Below are 16842 nucleotides of genomic sequence, written 5' to 3'. Positions count from 1 at the left end.
TATACGCATAAGTTTTTATGCGTTAATGCCAATTTTTAAGGCAAGCGGCTGCTTTCAGGACCCTTTTCTCTTTTGATAAATCTATTACCCATTGTGCGATTAACAGAGTAATGGGTGTTTAATTCTTCCCAGCGGTTTACTTGCAAGAGAGTTGATCGTTTTCAAAATTGACACTGAAGCAATTTTGGCAACGATTCGAGCAAATAATCCATCTGATGTCTTGGCATAGTTGCGCTTAAGTAGTTGCTGATCGCAGAGTTGCGAGAAAAGAGTTTCGATTGTTTTACGAATTTTTCGGCACTGATGATTCCAGAAGTTTTTGATTTTCATGTTGGCTTTCAATGGGGTTATCATTTTCACACCTGCTTGTTGGAACAAAGCAAGCTGTTGTCCTGCCGAAATGTATCCACGATCCGCAAGTAATTCACATTCTGGTAAATTGTCTTGTTTCAAAAACGGCATGCACTGCGAGTCGTTCATGCCAGCGGTGTTCATGCCAGCTACACAAGGAAAGCCAGTTTTGAAAATTACAAAGTGAACTTTGTAGCCCTAGTAGCTCGTATGACTTGCACGCCAGGCAGTAGAAGGCAAAACCAGCTCATCCCTGCAAATTTTAAGACAGGCAATGCGAGGTTTTTGACAAATCGGGACAGGGATGCAGTCAATGACATACTTGCTATCGTGTCCGGAAAATTTCAAACAGACCAGCTTTGATAATTGTGCGGTTTTTTCAGAAAATTTACGCCGCCGCCTGTTATATGTTGTCCCGTGTACCAGGCTGGAATACCCATAGCGAAGCTTTCCAAACAACCAGTTTTCTGAACGGTTCGTCGCGCGATCTATGGAAAGTGATTCAGCCAAACAAGAAAGTGTAATTATTTGAATATCAGACATCTTTAGCCTATTTGGATAAAACTTAAAATTGCCTTGAGCGTTGATTTCTTTTCGAAAACCGATTTGGCAATAGCCAAAAATTTCTTGACATTAGTTTTCAGACGGTCGCCACGCGATTGTTCATTGTTAATATGGTTTCGTACCCTTATCAACCTACTAAAATTCAGAAAAATGCACAATCTTTTCTCTTCAAATTTCCAACCGTACAACGGGTTCTTGTTTCGCCTGTGTGCTTGGTATTTATTGCACCAAGGCAAGCGTGTCTGTCTATCGTTAAATCAGACCTGTTCCTAATCAATTGCCTTAAAGCTCCATTTGTGGATTATATGATTCTCATAAGCTAAGCCCGTAGCGCTGGTCAACCCAAGGTAAATTCCGGAATTATCACCACCAATAATTTCTTCTATATTAATATTATCTGCTGTCAGATAGGGTTTTGGGTCTTCGTCAAAAAATACTTCAAGTATGTATTTTTCTAACCCCTTGGCCTTATAGTTCACTTTTACAATGTGACGTTTTCCATCTGAGTAATCGGGCATTACTCTTGTTATCGGCTTTAATAATGTAGAAGCATCGTTAACAGAATTAGGCAGGACTCCTTTTGTATTCAGCCACACTCCATCTGTTACTTCTGATAGACTAGGCGTGTTATCAAAAGTGTCAAACTCTATTGCCAAACTACGGGGTAGGTCTAAATAGCCCATTCCCCCTCCCGTCCTGAAGGGAATGTTGCGACTTCCATAATCTTGAAATAGAAGTGCAATCCCATCGGCACCCGTTTTACCAATGTGATCATTGATTCCTCCAAGTTGGTTGATAGTAAATTCGAAATGAAGCTCGAATCCTTTGTTAATTGGCATTTTGTATTTCTTATAAATTCCGGAAGCCTGCCATCCAAGTGGCTCGGTCAGATACAGATTACCGTCTTTAATTTTGGCATCACCATATGCTACCAGATCCAAAGCGGCAAAATCGTTGAAGTTATTGATTTCAAACCCAGTGATAACCGATTTTGACTCTTCCGCCGTCGCTGCCCGTTTAGCAACATTGATATCCCCCGATAGCGCAACGTCCATCACGCAAGCAGAAAAATAAGGTTCACCACTTACGCCATTAGCAGTACAAACCCCTGCTGCCCACTGCCTCCTGTCATAAGCTATTGCTGGTTTTTCTCTTGGATAATTCAAGACAGTATAACTGGAAGTATTCTTGCCCGCTTCATAAAAAAACAAAGATTCATTTTGGAGAATTCGCCATGAATCGGCAAATTCCGGGTACATCTCAGAATGCGCAAAAGGGTTAATCGACTTGCCGGTATTGGTTACAGCATCATTGGAAGCAACACCATCAAAATTCCCTAATAATCCTTTCAGTTTACCTTTCCTCGAATCATTCAACACAATTTTGTAGTCAATACTATCGTCAAAGAGGTTAACACGTAGCGCCTCCTGGCCAGGAAGTCTAATTGAGAGTATGTTGTCAACCTTAGCAATCACGCCATTGGAGAGGGGCTTTTCCGAAAATGAATAACTACTAGCTATGCCGTTTATGACAATCGATTTGGGCAGAATACAGATGATGTCAGATCCGGTATTTATCGCGAGCGCTGTGGTAAGAGTAACCATTCCGTTCGAATAAGGCTCAACTTCCTGCTGGCGCACCTGTATCTCAAATTTGCCAGTTGTTGACTTAGTTAATGTAAACTCCCCGAAGCCCTGAAAGTCATAGAATAAACCGTCAAAAGTGCTGATGTGCGGATCACCCCACCCACTTCCTGTCTTAGTTTCAGAATTATTGGTTTGGGTGTTGTCACCTGAGGATGTATTTCCCGAAGAATTGGCCAGGTCATTTTGAAAATTTTCAGCCGAATAAGGATTTTGCGGATTGAGTGCCTTTGCAATATTTTCGCCGATAAAGTCCCAAAGATTGCCTACCGCTTTTCCCATATTCTGTATTGATTTGGAACAGCCTGCACTTGGTCCTCCGAAACATCCTACCGCCATTCCTATTCCGGCACGAATAATATCGATTGTTATTTTTCTTACTTCGTCGCTTGGGGATTGCGCATAGGCCGGCGTGGAAAATATTGAGAAGAATATGTCTTCAACGCTGTTATGCTTTTGATTAGGCTGGTTTGCAAGTTGCACCGTTTCTCCATTTAAAAAACTCCTGATACTATTTTGAGGCAAGTCTGCCGACTCTTTGTAACCTTGTAGCTTGCTCAATTTTTTCTCAAAAAAGGAGATTGTACTTTCAGCACCATCTAGATTGCCATGATCAAGATCGTATGTCGCCGAATTTAGGGCTGATTCGATATTATCATTGTAGTTCAAACTGAAATATATAATTCTGCCAGTCAGATCTGCCTGTTTTTTTTCGTCAACAATCTTGGTACTGAGCCCGATGAGTAAAATACATGCTTGATTAAGTCCATTGTGGGCCTGAATAACAAGTGTAGATGTGTATGCCTCAGCTGTCACAGGATCCGGATCAAGGTTACTCGCCTTTTTGCATTCAGACAAAATCATAAGGATGGACAGGCAGATGATCGTGCTGCTACAGCTTTTGAACAATGAAGGACATTTCATGAGAGTAATAAAGAAGGTGTTATAAAGTGCAGTGGTACTTGAAAAAGTCTACCTACTGAAAGACAGTTATAAATATCTGCTCTTTTCCGCTTTGGATAATTCATGGTTTCACGGATGAAGGTTTTTCTCTCACGTGCTGAAATAATTTTCTTGTAAAACAAGATTTAGTCCATACCCCTATATGCGTACGTATCGATACATTCTCCTCCTGATGACAATGTTGGCGAGATGTTTAAATATCTTCGCTTGAAAGGTAGACAGCGCCAGGTGGTTAGGAATCTTGGATATCGCAGTTAGTGGAGGTCAACAATGACATTGGACTGCCGCCTGCTGCCAACATCAACCTTTCTTCTGTGAGGTGGCTTAGCAAAGCAGCGCACATCTTTGCAGACTGGTTGTAGTAAAAACGACACTACCTTACCCAGAGCCGTGTCCTTTGCCGTTCGAGATGAATCCCGGATAGGTCCCAACATCCGGAAGGCGATCGGCGATCACAAGACCTTCCGGGGACTTGAGTCGCCCGGCGATGCTGTGCGCCGATAATGCGTAGTGAGAGATTCTTTGAGATGGTTTTGTCGCTGTTCTGTTCGCTCAGATAAACATAAACCTACACGAGCTTGTAAGATAACAGTCTTTTTCCCAGTTGTCTGGCGAAAAGTAAAATCCCCGAACCAGGCCCGGCCTTGGAATAGCCTTGCCCGTACGCGATCGGTAAATTTAACATGCTAAAAAGGAACCGGCAGGTCGAACAGCGCATTTCGCAAATCAAACTTAAATGGTGTATCCCCCTAATGGCAGATCAACCCTTAGAAGGTATATACTTTAATGCAATGCGGAAAGTTTCGCACACGGCAATTGCCAATGGATTAACATTTATTTCTAAAAACAAACCAAATGACTATAAGGTGTGGGCTAAGGAGCGATGCAACCCTACCTAATTTAGAAAAAAGAAAACCTGATTTCACAAGAAGAAGGCCGGTACTTCAAGAGAAATTACAGGTAGCTTCTCAATCCGTTCTTTTTTTAGGGCCAGGGATTTTGGATTTTTGGGCAAATAAATAGCGCGAACTATCTGTATGTGCAAAGTCTCATCTTCTTAACGTCTCAACTCTCAATAGATTCTGTTTTAAGCTTATGAAAAAGATATTTACATTTTTATTATTTTCTTTGAGTATTTCCGCCGGTGCACAGGTAATGGTTGTCGATGGTTGTAGTTCTATTAGCGGCGGTTACACCCAAAACGGCGTAGACGCGACCGGAAGGAATATGTTTTCTGCAAGTCATGCATGTACTGGCTGTGGACCCCAGACACTCCTGTTCAATGCTTCTGCCAATCGCTGGGAGTTAAGGATGATGATCACTTTTACCTACGACAATGCATTATTCGCCTACAATACAAACCCAACCTCGCCCAACCCACCGGAAACCGGCTGGATCATAAATATGGGAACGATTTGTAATGCGGCAACGATGCGAGTCCATCCACCTGACACGAAAGTCGCAACCTGCTCCTCTTGCAACTGGAGCGATCCCAACACGTGGACACCGACTGGCGTACCAGGCGCAAATGCAAACAATGTCACAATTGACGGAGATGTGATACTTGATGTGGACGCTAACATAGTTGACCTAAAAATCAACAGTGGCAAATCGTTGGTTAGCGCTGTGGACAGGACATTAAAAGTGAATGGACTGTACCAAAACGACGGTAATTTAACAGTTTCGGATTTGACACTAAAAGGCACTCAGACACTCAACGGGACGAAGCTAAATACCAAGAGACTTACCGCCGGCAGAGTAATTCTGACGGGAAATCTTTCGGCCTTTTATCCGGCTGCGCCAAGCGACCCTAGTCACTGGGTCAAAGGATCGTTCGAATTAGGGAATTATGATTTGACGACGTCTTATGCTAGCACTCCTAATATTACAACAAACGGAACCGGAAAACTCAAGAGGTATTTTCCGGCAGGTAACATTGATGCTGACTTGCCCGGACTCTACTTTTCTTTTGGTAAATATCCTTTTCCTGTTCGGATTACAGGTGCAGCTAATACAGGTACTAATCGACCCGTGTTAGTCAGCATTAAACTAAATCCTGCTTTTAGTCATCGGATTCCATCGCCGGGATACGTCAAAGCAGAATGGGACGTTTCTGTCGATTACCAGAGTCTGGAAACCCCATTTACCATGGTTCTCCGCTGGTACCCCCCAAGCTCATACCCTGATTCTGACTCGGAAACCGAGGAACTGGATAAAGGCAGCTTGTTTGTGAAACGATGGAATGGATCAGATTGGGAAAATAAAACAAATGGACAAGACGCTTCCGAAACTTCGGAGGTAACGGTCACAAACATCTCTCAATTTTCGCATTGGGGAATATTTAGCACTGATGCAGTACTCCCCGTAAAGCTTGTCGACTTTGTGGTTGCAAATCAGGATGAAACACGAGCAAATCGCGTGGCTCTTTTAAGATGGACAACGTCCGAGGAAAATAATAGTCAAAAATTTGAAGTACAGCACAGTCAAACCGGTAAAACATGGAAACGTATTGGGGACGTTTTAGCATCGGGAGACAGCGATCAAAACCATAATTACACCTATACACACGACCAGCCTGAAACCGGAGTCAACTTTTATCGGCTTAAAATGATCGATAAGGATGGATCATTTGCATATAGCCGAATACGTGACTTTGTTGTAAATGATTATAGTTTGTCGTACGTATATCCAAATCCGGTAGCCAATAGATTGTATATCGAAAAGGATGATGCCAAGAAAATCAAACAAGCGCTGATTTTTGACACTTCGGGAAAACTAGTTGACAAGTTTGACGCAAACCTAAATTCAGGGATATCTGTAAAAAATCTTCCTGCGGGCCCATATATTTTAAAGATTATTCGCGAGGACGATTCTATTGTAACTCAAAAGTTTCTCATTGGAAGGTAGGGCCAATTAATCTAAATGATATTGTCACTGTGTTTTTCTGGTTCTCCGTAAGCCCAGTGCTTAGGCCCAATGGCCTTGTCTAGTCCCAATTTTAAAAGCAGTCAAACTTCGCCTCCACCGATCTCATTTTTCATATGGTGCTTTCAAAACTTCTGTTAAGTTAGATAATGCTGTTAACACGGGCATGAAGCTGGCGTTTTTTCTCACCTGATGAAAAAAATATATGGTTTTCTGCTGTGAACGTCCTAGCGGTCGCGGAAAGGGTATCGAAGCCACAGCTATTGCCCATGACGCCAGGAATATTATATAGCAGCACCCACTCCGGTCCAACTGAGAGAGCTCAGCCCGTGGTATATTTGTCCCTAGTTCTCTGGATGTTGCATATGAAAGTTCAACGCCAGCGCAACAAGAACGTTTCCAAAAATCGGTTTGCCGTGCCCGGTAGTCTTTCAGCTTATAATTCGATCACCTTTCCCGCAGCCACAAATCGTGTCTCCCTCACTGCACCCGTGCCATTAAAGCGGTATTGCAAACCAACTATCTCGGCCGGCTCGTGTTTAAAAGACAAACTATATACTTTCGTGTCGTTGACATATATAGTTACATTTCTATTGACTGCCTCGACCCGCAACTTCGTCCAACGACTTAAGTCTGCACCAAAGCCGGACAAGTCGGCGTTTTCGCTGTCGACCACCGTGCCACAAACCGACAACGATAACTTCCCTACACAAGGCCTGGCGGTGAGGGGTAAAATGATCACATCATTTTTGCACTGGATCAGCACTTGCATGGACTGACATGCATTTGCACCCGCTTTAAAATCATTTTTCACAGAGGTTTCAAATGTGAAATTGTCATTGCGCAAATCTCCAAAATCACGCTGGTTGAAAATCCGTATGCGAGGTGCTTGTGGATGCAATGACAACTGATACTTGTTTAAAACCGTTTCATTGACCTCGACGGCGCCATTTTTAACACACTCTTTTTTTTTAAAATATAAAGGCATTTCTTTACTTTCTGCAAGACATAACCAGCCATCAGAAGTAATTTGCAAATCGTGTGTTCTCACAACCTGACCATCCGCAATCAGCTTGGTTCGAAAGTATCCGGGATAGAAATAAATCGCAGAATGAACTCGCTGTTCTTTGCTCACTTTCCTTTTTCGTTTGCTATCCCAGGTCTGAACAATGAATACTGAGTCCGTTTTCGCCGCACGGGCATCATAGTGGAATACAACCGAGTTAGGGACACCCTCCGTGACTACTTTATTCGCTCTGAACGAGAAAGAACTGTCGTTTGCTCGCCCGGCTACCCTTCTCTTTGTGTTGATCGAGGTTAAAGCATAAGTGCTGGCTATGACCAACAATAATAACCAGAAGAATCTGGACTTCCATTGAATGGGATTTACTGGTAACATGTGCACTGGAGCGGCCGATGGGACTTCGCTGGGCCTGCTCTGAGCCCAATGACTGAAGGACCGCCAGTCGGTATATCCGGCGTATTGTGCAAGCGTATTCAAGGTAGTTAATGTCGGATCGCTTTCGTATTTAAGCTTCCCCCATATCCTTTTCAAAGTCGTGACGCTTAACCGGACGCCGGTCGCCAGATTGACCTCATCACTCAATTTCTCAAAATCATAATTCGTCCAATGTGCACTATCGCCCCAATGAAGTTTCTCCTCGATGAGCGAAAGGCACATTCCCAGCGCAGATTCCTTCCCATTTTTGTCCATGACTATCCCTACGAATGAACTTGAACGAACTTGGCGCGGCTTTGAACAAGCAAATCCAGCATCATAAACTTAAATTTGGCCACATCAATTATCCAGTCTTTAAGCCTGGATACTGCGACAATCTACTCAATTTGCCAACCTAAGCTTACTTGTCCTACGCGGCGAAATGCTTCACAAACCATCACCCAGACATGAATATTTTCAAATTCTTTACCACTTTGTTTTGTATCGCCTGTTTATCGGGAAAGTCTCAGGACTTATCGGCATCTTGGCAAAATGCCGACGATTTCATTACTTACAACCGGACAATTGAACAAGTCAGGGAAAATGAAAAGTCGATAATCAGATTCAGCGAATCGAAAGGTCATGGTATAGCCTGGCTGAAAAATATGGAATTCTCGGAAGGGACGATTGAATTTGATTTAAAAGGAAGGGATGTGTTACAAAAAAGCTTCATCGGCATAGCGTTTCATGGGCAGGACAACGACCATTATGAAACCGTTTACTTCCGCCCGTTTAATTTCCAATCCGAGGATCCAGTTCGTAAAATTCACGCTGTCCAGTATGCTTATGAACCACAATTTGGTTTTGAAGAGCTTCGTAAAAATCGTAAAGATCAATTTGAATCTGCTATCGAACCATCCAACATCCAGGCGTCGGATTGGTTTCATGTTAAGATAGAAGTGAAGCGGAGCAGGATAGAAGTATTCGTCAATGATTCGGAAAATCCATGCCTGAATGTGGAAACACTTAACCCAACGCCAGCCGGAACGAAAGTCGGGTACTGGGTCGGCAATAATTCAGATGGCGATTTCGCTCACTTTAAAGTTTCGAAGTGATTTTGTTCGTGATATAACCTTTCTATTTTTATGATAATTATAAGAACCTATCGATCCGCAGCGCAAATGAAGAAAATCAAGGTTCGAATGCTATTGCTTTTGCTTTTCTTCAACACACCCGGAATCTGCCAGGAGCGGATTGTGAAGGTCGGCGGCCGACAATACAATGTCTTTACTAAGGGCATTGAAAAGAGAAGTGCGCGGGAGCCGGTGGTGGTTTTTGAAAGTGGCATGGGTGTCAGCCTTAAAAACTGGGACAAAATAATCGATCAAGTTGCCCAATTCGCACCGGTCTTCGCTTATGACCGTGCCGGTATTGGCAAGAGCGAAAAGGCCTACCAGCTACCAACCCCGCAGCTTGTAGCTAAAAATTTGAATTCCATTTTAAAATCTCTCAACATCCCTCCACCATACATTCTGGTGGGACATTCACTTGGTGGCCTCTATGCCAGAGGTTTCGCCGGTCATTATCCAGATGAGGTCTCCGGTTTGGTATTTATTGATCCCGCTGACTTCACGGAGACTAAAAATAACTGGAATGATATATTCCGGAAGATGGGCATTCCAGAAAAGAAAATTGACGAAATGCTATATAACCGGCTTTACGATCAAAAAAGCAAAGTGGATTCGGTGAACTTTGACCCCTGGAGTGAAAGGTATGTGCTGAATGAACTTAGAAAAACCGATTTTGCGGAAATTTCAGCACTACCGCTGCCTGAGGTCCCTATCTATTTCTTTGTTGGTGGCAAGTTTGAGGTTCCTGCGGCGCAGAGAAGTAAAGATTATGATCATGAGATGTTTTTCCATATCAAAAACAACTCCAACATGGATCGATGGAAGCAGCTGATTTATTCTTCAAATAAAGGTGGAGTCCTCATCTATTTGACCAATGCTGGTCATTACCTTCACTTGGATGATCCTAAGTCAGTCATCAGCAATATTAGAATTTTGGTAGAAAGTCTGAAACAATAACTTGAAGCGGTTTATCACTATGCCGACTTCGTCCCTGCCATCAATTGGCAACTAATTCTAAAAACCCATTTTTCACTGAAAGTAAAGCCATGTGCCAACAATCTCGACGGCATCTTTCAAGAAAATAAGCTATTTAAGCATTCGGAACGTAAGGCTGGCGAATTTTAGGATGTGGTAAAACTCCATCATCCCGAAACCGGGCATTATAACAGCCAATACCTGAATTCCCGCCACGGGTTAAGGCATGGCTAGAGACAACCGGATCAGGAAAGATATCATAAACACCGCCCATTGTTTTAAGTGTGAGCATGAGCACGCATTGTGCCGGTTGGTGGCCGTACACCAGATATTTGCTACGAATATTCATACGAAATGATGGCCAATGATACAGCTACATTTATTGAACGCGTGATAGGAAATTCACGGGTCAAATATTTCGCCCGACGGAAAAGAGCATTATCCGGTTGTACATCGAAAACTTACAGAAATGCTTTTGTATGGGCCCAAACTTCAAAAAGACGATTTGAGAGATATTGAATGCCGAACGCTCGTAATGGTCGGCGATGACGACGAAGTTTCGTTAGAGCACGCCATAGATTTTTACAAATCTCTTCCAAAGGGAGAGCTGGCGATTATTCCTGGAACATCACACGGTCTGTTAATTGAGAAGCCGCAGATCTGTGAGTCAGTTATTATCGACTTCCTGACGCAAGAACCAGTGCAGACGATCGCGCCGATTCGACGGGGCGTAGCCAAAGCGGGCAAAATCAAAAGCTGAAAAAGCGCGGAGCTGCTCACAGCAAACACTATTTGGAAAGCTGAAATTGCTTGGGGGTGATCCCATAGATCTGTTTAAAGCTTTGAACAAAGCGGGATAAGTTTTCATATCCAAGCTCATAATAAATCTCGCTGGCGTTCACATCCTTTTGTTTAAGCTAATGGGCTGCCCTTTGCATCCGCTTGGTCAGCAACCATTTGTTTGGCGATGTACTATATATTTTGGCAAATCTTCTTTTAATTGTCGATAAACTCACATGACAGAGGAATGCAAGTTCTGCCACGGACACCGGATTATCGAGGTTGGCTGTCACTGCCTGACGGATAACCATCTCATCGGCCGCCTGTTGACCGATGGTGCGTAGCTTTTGGATGTGTCCTGGGCACTTGTCGCTCAGATAGCAGCAGTTCTTCCAGCTTGACTTTTTCGATCCCCTGGGATAAAGACTGTCCCGCTTCAAGGATGTGTCCAAGTGAATCAGTGAAATTGATCAAGAACAGATCTTTTCCAAACACTAAAAAAGGATCTTCATGCGCTACCGGGGATCCTATGACCTGGGAATGTCGAATAAAAAAATCGGCAAGAACTGCATTGTCAAAAAACAAATGGGTGTTCCGATACCGGCCTGCTTCCGAAGCAACCTTTTCGCTCATCAGGCAGTTTCCTGCTGAAAGCAGCGAAAACTGGTGCGGCTTGACACATGTTTACCAGCATAATGGACGGTTTTCTCCCCTTTCAGCAAGAAACTGAAAAGGTTTTGACTTAGATTATTCTGTTCTTGATCCTGGTAACATCAGAATGATAGTGCATCATAGCTATTTGCTGCGACTTTGGAAGCTCATCGCTATCATCAACCGATGGTGCAAATTCTTTCATAAATACCCCTCTGATTATATTTAATGTTAACCTCATTCTTTGTGCATTCAAATATTATGGAATGACGGAAGGTTTTAGCGAAAGAATAAAACCGATGCGCTTGCTGCGGCCAGTTGTGTCGGCCACCCCGGTAAGATTGCTACCGGCCAGTTTCTGGTATTGGAGCTCGGCAGCGCTTTCGCTATCAGATAACATTATCCGTTCAACCGACAACAAATCCGCGGGAATGCGCGCGCCAAACCAATGGGGATCATCCTGCTGACGCCAGGTTACAAGCGTTAAGGTTTTGCCCTTCTTATCCATTGCAATAATATCCGCAGATTTTAATGCGGGTCCGGAAGCATAAAGCACGCCCATGGTCTGCGTCTTTTTATTAATAAATGAGCTGACCACTTGCCCCTGCATATCGGATAACCCCAAAGAATCAGGAATAGATGCAGGTTTATTGATCAGTTGATCCGGGTCCGTTGCCTTGTTACAACCGGTGATGCTAATCAGCCCGAGAGCCAGCATCAAAATGAAAGTGCTCCGCTCCATGCTAATTTTTGATTGGGAATGTAAATACATAGTCATTGTCTTTCATAGGCTTGTGGCAGCTCATGCATTCTGTGGCAAACATGGCTGTTTTTCCATACGGCACAAGCTGGGGCGTTTTGAACCGGGCGAATCCCCAGCCTCCGGTTGAGTCAAACTTGGCTACATCTTTGACCATAAATTCTACCTGTTTAAAAGCACCCGTAGTAATATTGCCTTCGCTGTCTTCCAGCTTGTCCCAGGCAGCTTTTGCAAGGACTGCGCCATCCGGCCATGGACTAATCTCATTCGCTTTTACTGCGCGAACGGCAACATCGTTACCATATATCACCCGCATAGTCCCGTTATCAAAACGGTCCGAGATGCTGACCACCTGCCAGTTCTTATACTCGGACATATAGGTAATTCCATTGAGTGAACGTGGCAGTATAGACGGCAATATACCTGGAGCCGCGTGAAGTTGTTTATTCAGTGCGTGAATTTTAGACGTATCGTTAGGCATATCATGCACCATTCCTCTCAAATAATTTTTAAGGACAACCAGGTCCTGTTTCGAGACGCGCGCATCGGTATGCACAGATTCATAGCTTCTTAGGGGCATAGCGCCCTGTTCAATCTGGTTGACAGCCTCCCAAAGTTTCGCTTTTTGGTCTGCGGGTGCAAGCTTATCCCAATGCGAAAAGTTCAGCCCCTTCCGTCCCTGGCGAACATGCTCGGCTACTTGCCAGTAAACGGGTTGAATCTTGTCATACCAGCGCAGATTGGTCTGGTTGGAGTGGCAATCGTAACATGATCTCACCAAAATTTCCTTGACCGGGCCAGGCGCCGTAAAATCTTGCGAAACCGGTGGATTTTCCAGTTTTGGCCCAATAAACTGCATGCCCGCAAATAGAAAAATCGCGGCTCCCAATGAGAGAAGGATGATCTTTTTCATAATGAATACAAACCGGAACGTCAAAACAATTGCAAGATAAAAAAGTACCCGGAAACAGATTTGTCCGGGTACTGCTATGTTCAACTAATCCTATTTTTTTACCGTAAACCACCAGGGATGCTTTGGACAGGGTTGCAAAGTGCATATTGAACCCTACATAAGCCGGCGTTGCATTTTTATCCAGTTCCAGTTTTTGACCCAATGCAAAAACAGTGATCAAATAACGGTGCGCAGGACCATCAGTAGGCGCGGCACCCACATATCCGGGCGAGCCCATGTCGGTATTACTTTGTTTCGTCGCCCACACCACTTACGGAAACACACACAAATATTACCCACTGATCAGCGGGTAGGAATACCGAAAATATGAGGTTCAGCAACTTGTAGAAAATTACTTTGACAATTCCGTGACCAACCTCGTCTCGTTCTTCATGAAAGACAATAATTTAAAAAAGAGTGATCTCGACGATTTAGCCGCGTTTATCGAAAAAGATAAAGCAGATAATAAACATCCTGAAAGATGGAATCTCTTCCCTATCCGCTGAAAGTCAACATCTGCTGGGTGGTATTCTATGGCTGCTACTGGCTGCTATTCCGGAAGCATACCTTTTTTACGCTCAACCGCGCCTATTTACTTTTTTCATTGATCGTCAGCTTTTTAATTCCGGCTGTTGAATTGCAGCAAACCGTTACAGTCGTTGAAAGTTCGGTAGCTGTGGTAACTACCACCGGAATGGTGACAGTTGAGGAAGCAACTCCTAACACAAATTATACCGGATATTTACTACTCGCTTGCTACTGTGCCGGAGTCATTTCGATGGTTATTGTGCTGATCAAAGCTATTTTACAAGTACACCAAATCGTGCAAAGTGAGTCATCCAATATTTGGGCACACGAAATCAAAATTTGTATGTCTGCTAAACCAATCAAAATCCCTTTCCACGAAAATTTTCTTGTCGAAAATATCGCGACCATCAACTTTCATAGCCAGTTCTGACAGTTGCTGACGTACTTCATCCATTCGGGTTCCTTCTTCCTGATCGTCAAAATGCTTGAAAAACAATTCCAAGACCGCACCTGGAAGAATAACTATTTTCGCGGTGCTCGTAACCCGTACGTGCATGTAAGAACGCGGCGGGAGATCCAGGCATTCTTCGATCCCTGAATAAACCTTGCCATTCTTGGTAAACGTCAAGCTTTCGACTATCAAAGGGCCAACTCCGTTGTTCCGGATATGTAAAAAAATGTCCGGCCCGTGATCCCCGAGTACAATTTGTGGAAGCGGCTTCAGGGATTTTTCGTTATGGGTACGCTGAAGATACAGTTGGTAAAAAGTGGCAAAAAGTGCCAGAAGCGAAAGCAAAGTAGCCACGCCGCCCGTCCTTTCATTTAAAGAAATTAATCTTGAACGAATTTCAGGCATGACAGGTTAAAGCAACCTTAACCCTCCCCTGGTGATTTGCCAGGCGACCTGTGCAACACGTCGCCGATGCGTTGCATCGACCGCCTGACCAGATGATGCAATCGGCCAATTGCCTTTACACCCCTCTTTTCTCTATTTTTAGCTTTTCTTCCAATATCTCAAATTGCTCCCGGTGTTTTCCAGGGTTGTTTTTTTTGAGAATAGTCAAATTCCGTAGTTTCCATTGAATTGAAGGAAATTTCTCAAAATCATAAATTGACCAGTCGGGCTTGGAGTAGCCCTGTTTGTTAAGCCATGAGGTGACAGCAACCGTTCCCGCAGGCCAGTCTCGTATAAGAAGGTTTAATTTTGTCTCGCTTGATACACTCATGGTTTACTTATAGCATATAAAACAAACCTTGTCAAGAAACTAGTTTATATTAACCGTAATTTATAAACTATTTGTATACGAATAACAAAAAAAAATAGACCGATAATTCAAAAGGTGGACAGGATTGATCCCTCCCACCTTTTGAATAGCCCTTGAAATTCTGAATAGTCCTTACTCTTTATCATGAAGCCGATTCTGCCAGCTAGGTCCATCAATACGCATCAAAGCAGAAATGAAAGGGTGATACTCTCGGATACTTCCTTGCCTTGCTTCTGTGAATGACAGCATCGTCCATTTTGGACCTAAGAACATCAAGGCTTTAGTGAATGGCTTATAGCATATCAAATATTTTATTATTGACCGGTAGCCTGCATGCTCCACAAACCCTTGTCTATCGGGTCATGATATTACTTTCCATTCTACGAGCTGTTGCCGGTTCTGCATCAACATTTGCCTTTTGGTGGCATCGTCGACGAATGAATCCCCACGCATTACCGTATTTAATGCTCTGTGATGCTCGGCCATACTGCTTGTTATAGACAATAAGCCATTGGTGCCAGCCGCCAAATAATCAAACAAGGAAGGTCCAATCAATTCGAATTCTGCGTAGAGCAGAATCTTCGCTTTTCCAGCAAGCACCTTGATTTGAAAAAACCTGGCCCGTAAGTCATTTGTCTCTGTATAGAAACTCTAAATCGAGCGTTTCGCTAAGCCTCCGATAGAAATTTTCCTTAGGAACGCGATCTGAAAGTTGGAAGCTGATGAACAACTTTTCCGAGTAATTTTTCCTTCCTTGCATTCCTGAAGTTACAAAATTTCCGCTATCAAGGAAAGATGTGGATTCAATGACTGTTATTTAATAACACCTCCAAGTTTAGCAAGATCTCCTGAAAAGATTATGACTAATGTTATCATTCAGGAGTAACATATAATTCACCATCGCCGTACTCATGTAGTTATAATTTAAACAATGATCTTAGATTTTTTAAAGTGTCGGGAATTCCATCCCCTGAGCTTTCTCGTATGATTTCGTTCTGTGGGTTGACAACTAAGAGGGTCGGAAAACCTTTAACGCCTAGCTTCATTGATAAAGAACTGGGATCGGAAAGGTGTTCGATAAATTGACATTCGATGCCAAGCTTAGCAGCGGTCTTTGCCACTTTATGCGGATCTGTACCTTTTTGTTATCTGACTTGGTAGGATCATTCCCGTCTAGCATGACCGGAGCCTTTTTCGGGAAAGAAACTGAACGAAGATTTACCTCCGGTAATTGAGAGAAAATATAAATCAGGTATTTCGGAATCTGTGACATGAAATACCGTAGTGTCACGATCAATTCTGAGGGAATCGTAAAATTTATAGAAACCGTTATCGTCGTAAGTGCCCAATCTCAGAAATTTAACAACATCAGCAGGCGTAGATGCAACTTTAAAGGATGCTACCTGTGCGATCGAATCAAAACACAACTGCAAGATTAATGATAATATCAAAATTGGTTTTCTCACGATCATGTTAAGTTGATTTGCTAACATCAGTGTAACGACAATTCAAAAGATAAGGTATGGACTACTTATTTCTTGTGACTAGTCGCAGAGTAGTGTAATTGTAATCATGGGTTGTGTAACAGCCACGTCCGGCTAATGCGACTGATTCAGGCTATGATATACAAGGTGTGAGTGTCTCATGTTGAAGGGGTATTTGAGAATAAATTGTATTATACATGTAGGTCGACGCTATAAAATGACCATGTCTGACTCATCACAATTCTCACCTGATCTTTTGAAAACAGGATTGGTAATAGATTTGAGAATTCTCTGTATTCCGTCTGCTCAAAAGACCGGTTCCAGATGGGAAAGCATGGTGTCTGATGTAAATCGGTCGACACTATTGCAATTGCTTAATGTAAGCGCGAATTAATTGTAGTCCTACTTGATCGATAATGGTCGTACCCAGTCT

At 43.2% G+C, this 16842-nt stretch carries 11 protein-coding genes and 4 pseudogenes; 5 read left to right on the top strand and 10 right to left on the bottom strand.

Annotation, left to right across the window (positions count from 1 at the left end; genetic code table 11):
* Positions 1-99 precede the first annotated feature (99 nt).
* Both LZD49_RS34225 and LZD49_RS34220 read right to left on the bottom strand, forming a co-directional pair.
* Positions 100-537 (bottom strand): annotated as a pseudogene (locus LZD49_RS34225) (transposase); the annotation flags it as partial.
* Positions 538-1184: 647 nt separating this feature from the next.
* Positions 1185-3422: a lectin-like domain-containing protein gene (locus LZD49_RS34220; RefSeq protein WP_234672987.1), complete on the bottom strand. Its 2238-nt coding sequence runs from the start codon at positions 3420-3422 to the stop codon at positions 1185-1187.
* 1194 nt (positions 3423-4616) lie between these two features.
* On the opposite strand from LZD49_RS34220, the gene LZD49_RS34215 reads away from it, so the two are divergent.
* Positions 4617-6428: a T9SS type A sorting domain-containing protein gene (locus tag LZD49_RS34215; RefSeq protein ID WP_234672985.1), complete on the top strand. Its 1812-nt coding sequence runs from the start codon at positions 4617-4619 to the stop codon at positions 6426-6428.
* Between the two features lie 454 nt (positions 6429-6882).
* On the opposite strand, the gene LZD49_RS34210 is transcribed toward LZD49_RS34215, so the two are convergent.
* Entirely contained in the window at positions 6883-8160 is a 1278-nt protein-coding gene (locus LZD49_RS34210; protein ID WP_234672983.1) for a hypothetical protein, read from the bottom strand.
* Between the two features lie 191 nt (positions 8161-8351).
* Here LZD49_RS34210 and LZD49_RS34205 point away from each other — a divergent pair, with 191 nt between their 5' ends.
* The 3 genes from LZD49_RS34205 (at position 8352) to LZD49_RS34195 (ending at position 10749) form a co-directional block, all read left to right on the top strand.
* Positions 8352-8999 (top strand): hypothetical protein, encoded by a 648-nt coding sequence (locus LZD49_RS34205; protein WP_234672981.1) that lies wholly within the window; start codon positions 8352-8354, stop codon positions 8997-8999.
* A 66-nt stretch (positions 9000-9065) separates the two neighbouring features.
* The gene (locus LZD49_RS34200; RefSeq protein ID WP_234672979.1) at positions 9066-9971 is read left to right on the top strand and encodes an alpha/beta fold hydrolase; all 906 of its coding nucleotides are present in this window, start codon (positions 9066-9068) and stop codon (positions 9969-9971) included.
* A gap of 487 nt (positions 9972-10458) precedes the next feature.
* Complete coding sequence (locus tag LZD49_RS34195; protein WP_234672978.1) at positions 10459-10749, top strand: alpha/beta fold hydrolase; 291 nt, start codon at positions 10459-10461, stop codon at positions 10747-10749.
* A 28-nt stretch (positions 10750-10777) separates the two neighbouring features.
* Here LZD49_RS34195 and LZD49_RS36250 read toward each other — a convergent pair.
* From LZD49_RS36250 to LZD49_RS34175, 5 genes and pseudogenes are all read right to left on the bottom strand, one after another.
* Positions 10778-11080, bottom strand: a pseudogene (locus LZD49_RS36250) (helix-turn-helix domain-containing protein).
* 1 nt (position 11081) lies between these two features.
* Positions 11082-11435: pseudogene (locus LZD49_RS34190) on the bottom strand (hypothetical protein); the annotation flags it as partial.
* 244 nt (positions 11436-11679) lie between these two features.
* The gene (locus LZD49_RS34185; RefSeq protein WP_234672975.1) at positions 11680-12162 is read right to left on the bottom strand and encodes a hypothetical protein; all 483 of its coding nucleotides are present in this window, start codon (positions 12160-12162) and stop codon (positions 11680-11682) included.
* Position 12163: 1 nt separating this feature from the next.
* Entirely contained in the window at positions 12164-13018 is an 855-nt protein-coding gene (locus tag LZD49_RS34180) for a cytochrome P460 family protein (protein WP_234673005.1), read from the bottom strand.
* On the bottom strand, positions 12906-13400 hold the full coding sequence (locus tag LZD49_RS34175) for a hypothetical protein (RefSeq protein ID WP_409021380.1): 495 nt from the start codon (positions 13398-13400) through the stop codon (positions 12906-12908). Before LZD49_RS34175 ends, LZD49_RS34180 begins: the two co-directional genes overlap by 113 nt.
* A gap of 58 nt (positions 13401-13458) precedes the next feature.
* Between LZD49_RS34175 and LZD49_RS35680 the strand changes: the two are divergent.
* Positions 13459-13638: pseudogene (locus LZD49_RS35680) on the top strand (BlaI/MecI/CopY family transcriptional regulator); the annotation flags it as partial.
* 329 nt (positions 13639-13967) lie between these two features.
* Here LZD49_RS35680 and LZD49_RS34165 read toward each other — a convergent pair.
* Together LZD49_RS34165 and LZD49_RS34160 are read right to left on the bottom strand one after the other, a co-directional pair.
* The gene (locus LZD49_RS34165) at positions 13968-14516 is read right to left on the bottom strand and encodes a hypothetical protein (RefSeq protein WP_234672971.1); all 549 of its coding nucleotides are present in this window, start codon (positions 14514-14516) and stop codon (positions 13968-13970) included.
* A 115-nt stretch (positions 14517-14631) separates the two neighbouring features.
* A complete protein-coding gene (locus tag LZD49_RS34160; protein WP_234672968.1) occupies positions 14632-14886 on the bottom strand; it encodes a hypothetical protein in 255 nt (84 codons plus the stop codon).
* Positions 14887-16842 lie beyond the last annotated feature (1956 nt).

The organism is Dyadobacter sp. CY261, assembly GCF_021440085.1.
In the GTDB taxonomy this organism is placed as follows: Bacteria; Bacteroidota; Bacteroidia; order Cytophagales; family Spirosomataceae; genus Dyadobacter.
Note: the sequence above shows the minus strand (reverse complement) of the source record. Positions and strands in the feature narration are given on the sequence as shown.

What these genes read in the sequence shown, in the direction of transcription:
- LZD49_RS34220 (WP_234672987.1), bottom strand. Translation starts at nt 3,422, where the DNA reads ATGATTTTGTCTGAATGCAAAAAGGCGAGTAACCTTGATCCGGATCCT.
- LZD49_RS34215 (WP_234672985.1), top strand. Translation starts at nt 4,617, where the DNA reads ATGAAAAAGATATTTACATTTTTATTATTTTCTTTGAGTATTTCCGCC.
- LZD49_RS34210 (WP_234672983.1), bottom strand. Translation starts at nt 8,160, where the DNA reads ATGGACAAAAATGGGAAGGAATCTGCGCTGGGAATGTGCCTTTCGCTC.
- LZD49_RS34205 (WP_234672981.1), top strand. Translation starts at nt 8,352, where the DNA reads ATGAATATTTTCAAATTCTTTACCACTTTGTTTTGTATCGCCTGTTTA.
- LZD49_RS34200 (WP_234672979.1), top strand. Translation starts at nt 9,066, where the DNA reads ATGAAGAAAATCAAGGTTCGAATGCTATTGCTTTTGCTTTTCTTCAAC.
- LZD49_RS34195 (WP_234672978.1), top strand. Translation starts at nt 10,459, where the DNA reads ATGCTTTTGTATGGGCCCAAACTTCAAAAAGACGATTTGAGAGATATT.
- LZD49_RS34185 (WP_234672975.1), bottom strand. Translation starts at nt 12,162, where the DNA reads ATGGAGCGGAGCACTTTCATTTTGATGCTGGCTCTCGGGCTGATTAGC.
- LZD49_RS34165 (WP_234672971.1), bottom strand. Translation starts at nt 14,516, where the DNA reads ATGCCTGAAATTCGTTCAAGATTAATTTCTTTAAATGAAAGGACGGGC.
- LZD49_RS34160 (WP_234672968.1), bottom strand. Translation starts at nt 14,886, where the DNA reads ATGAGTGTATCAAGCGAGACAAAATTAAACCTTCTTATACGAGACTGG.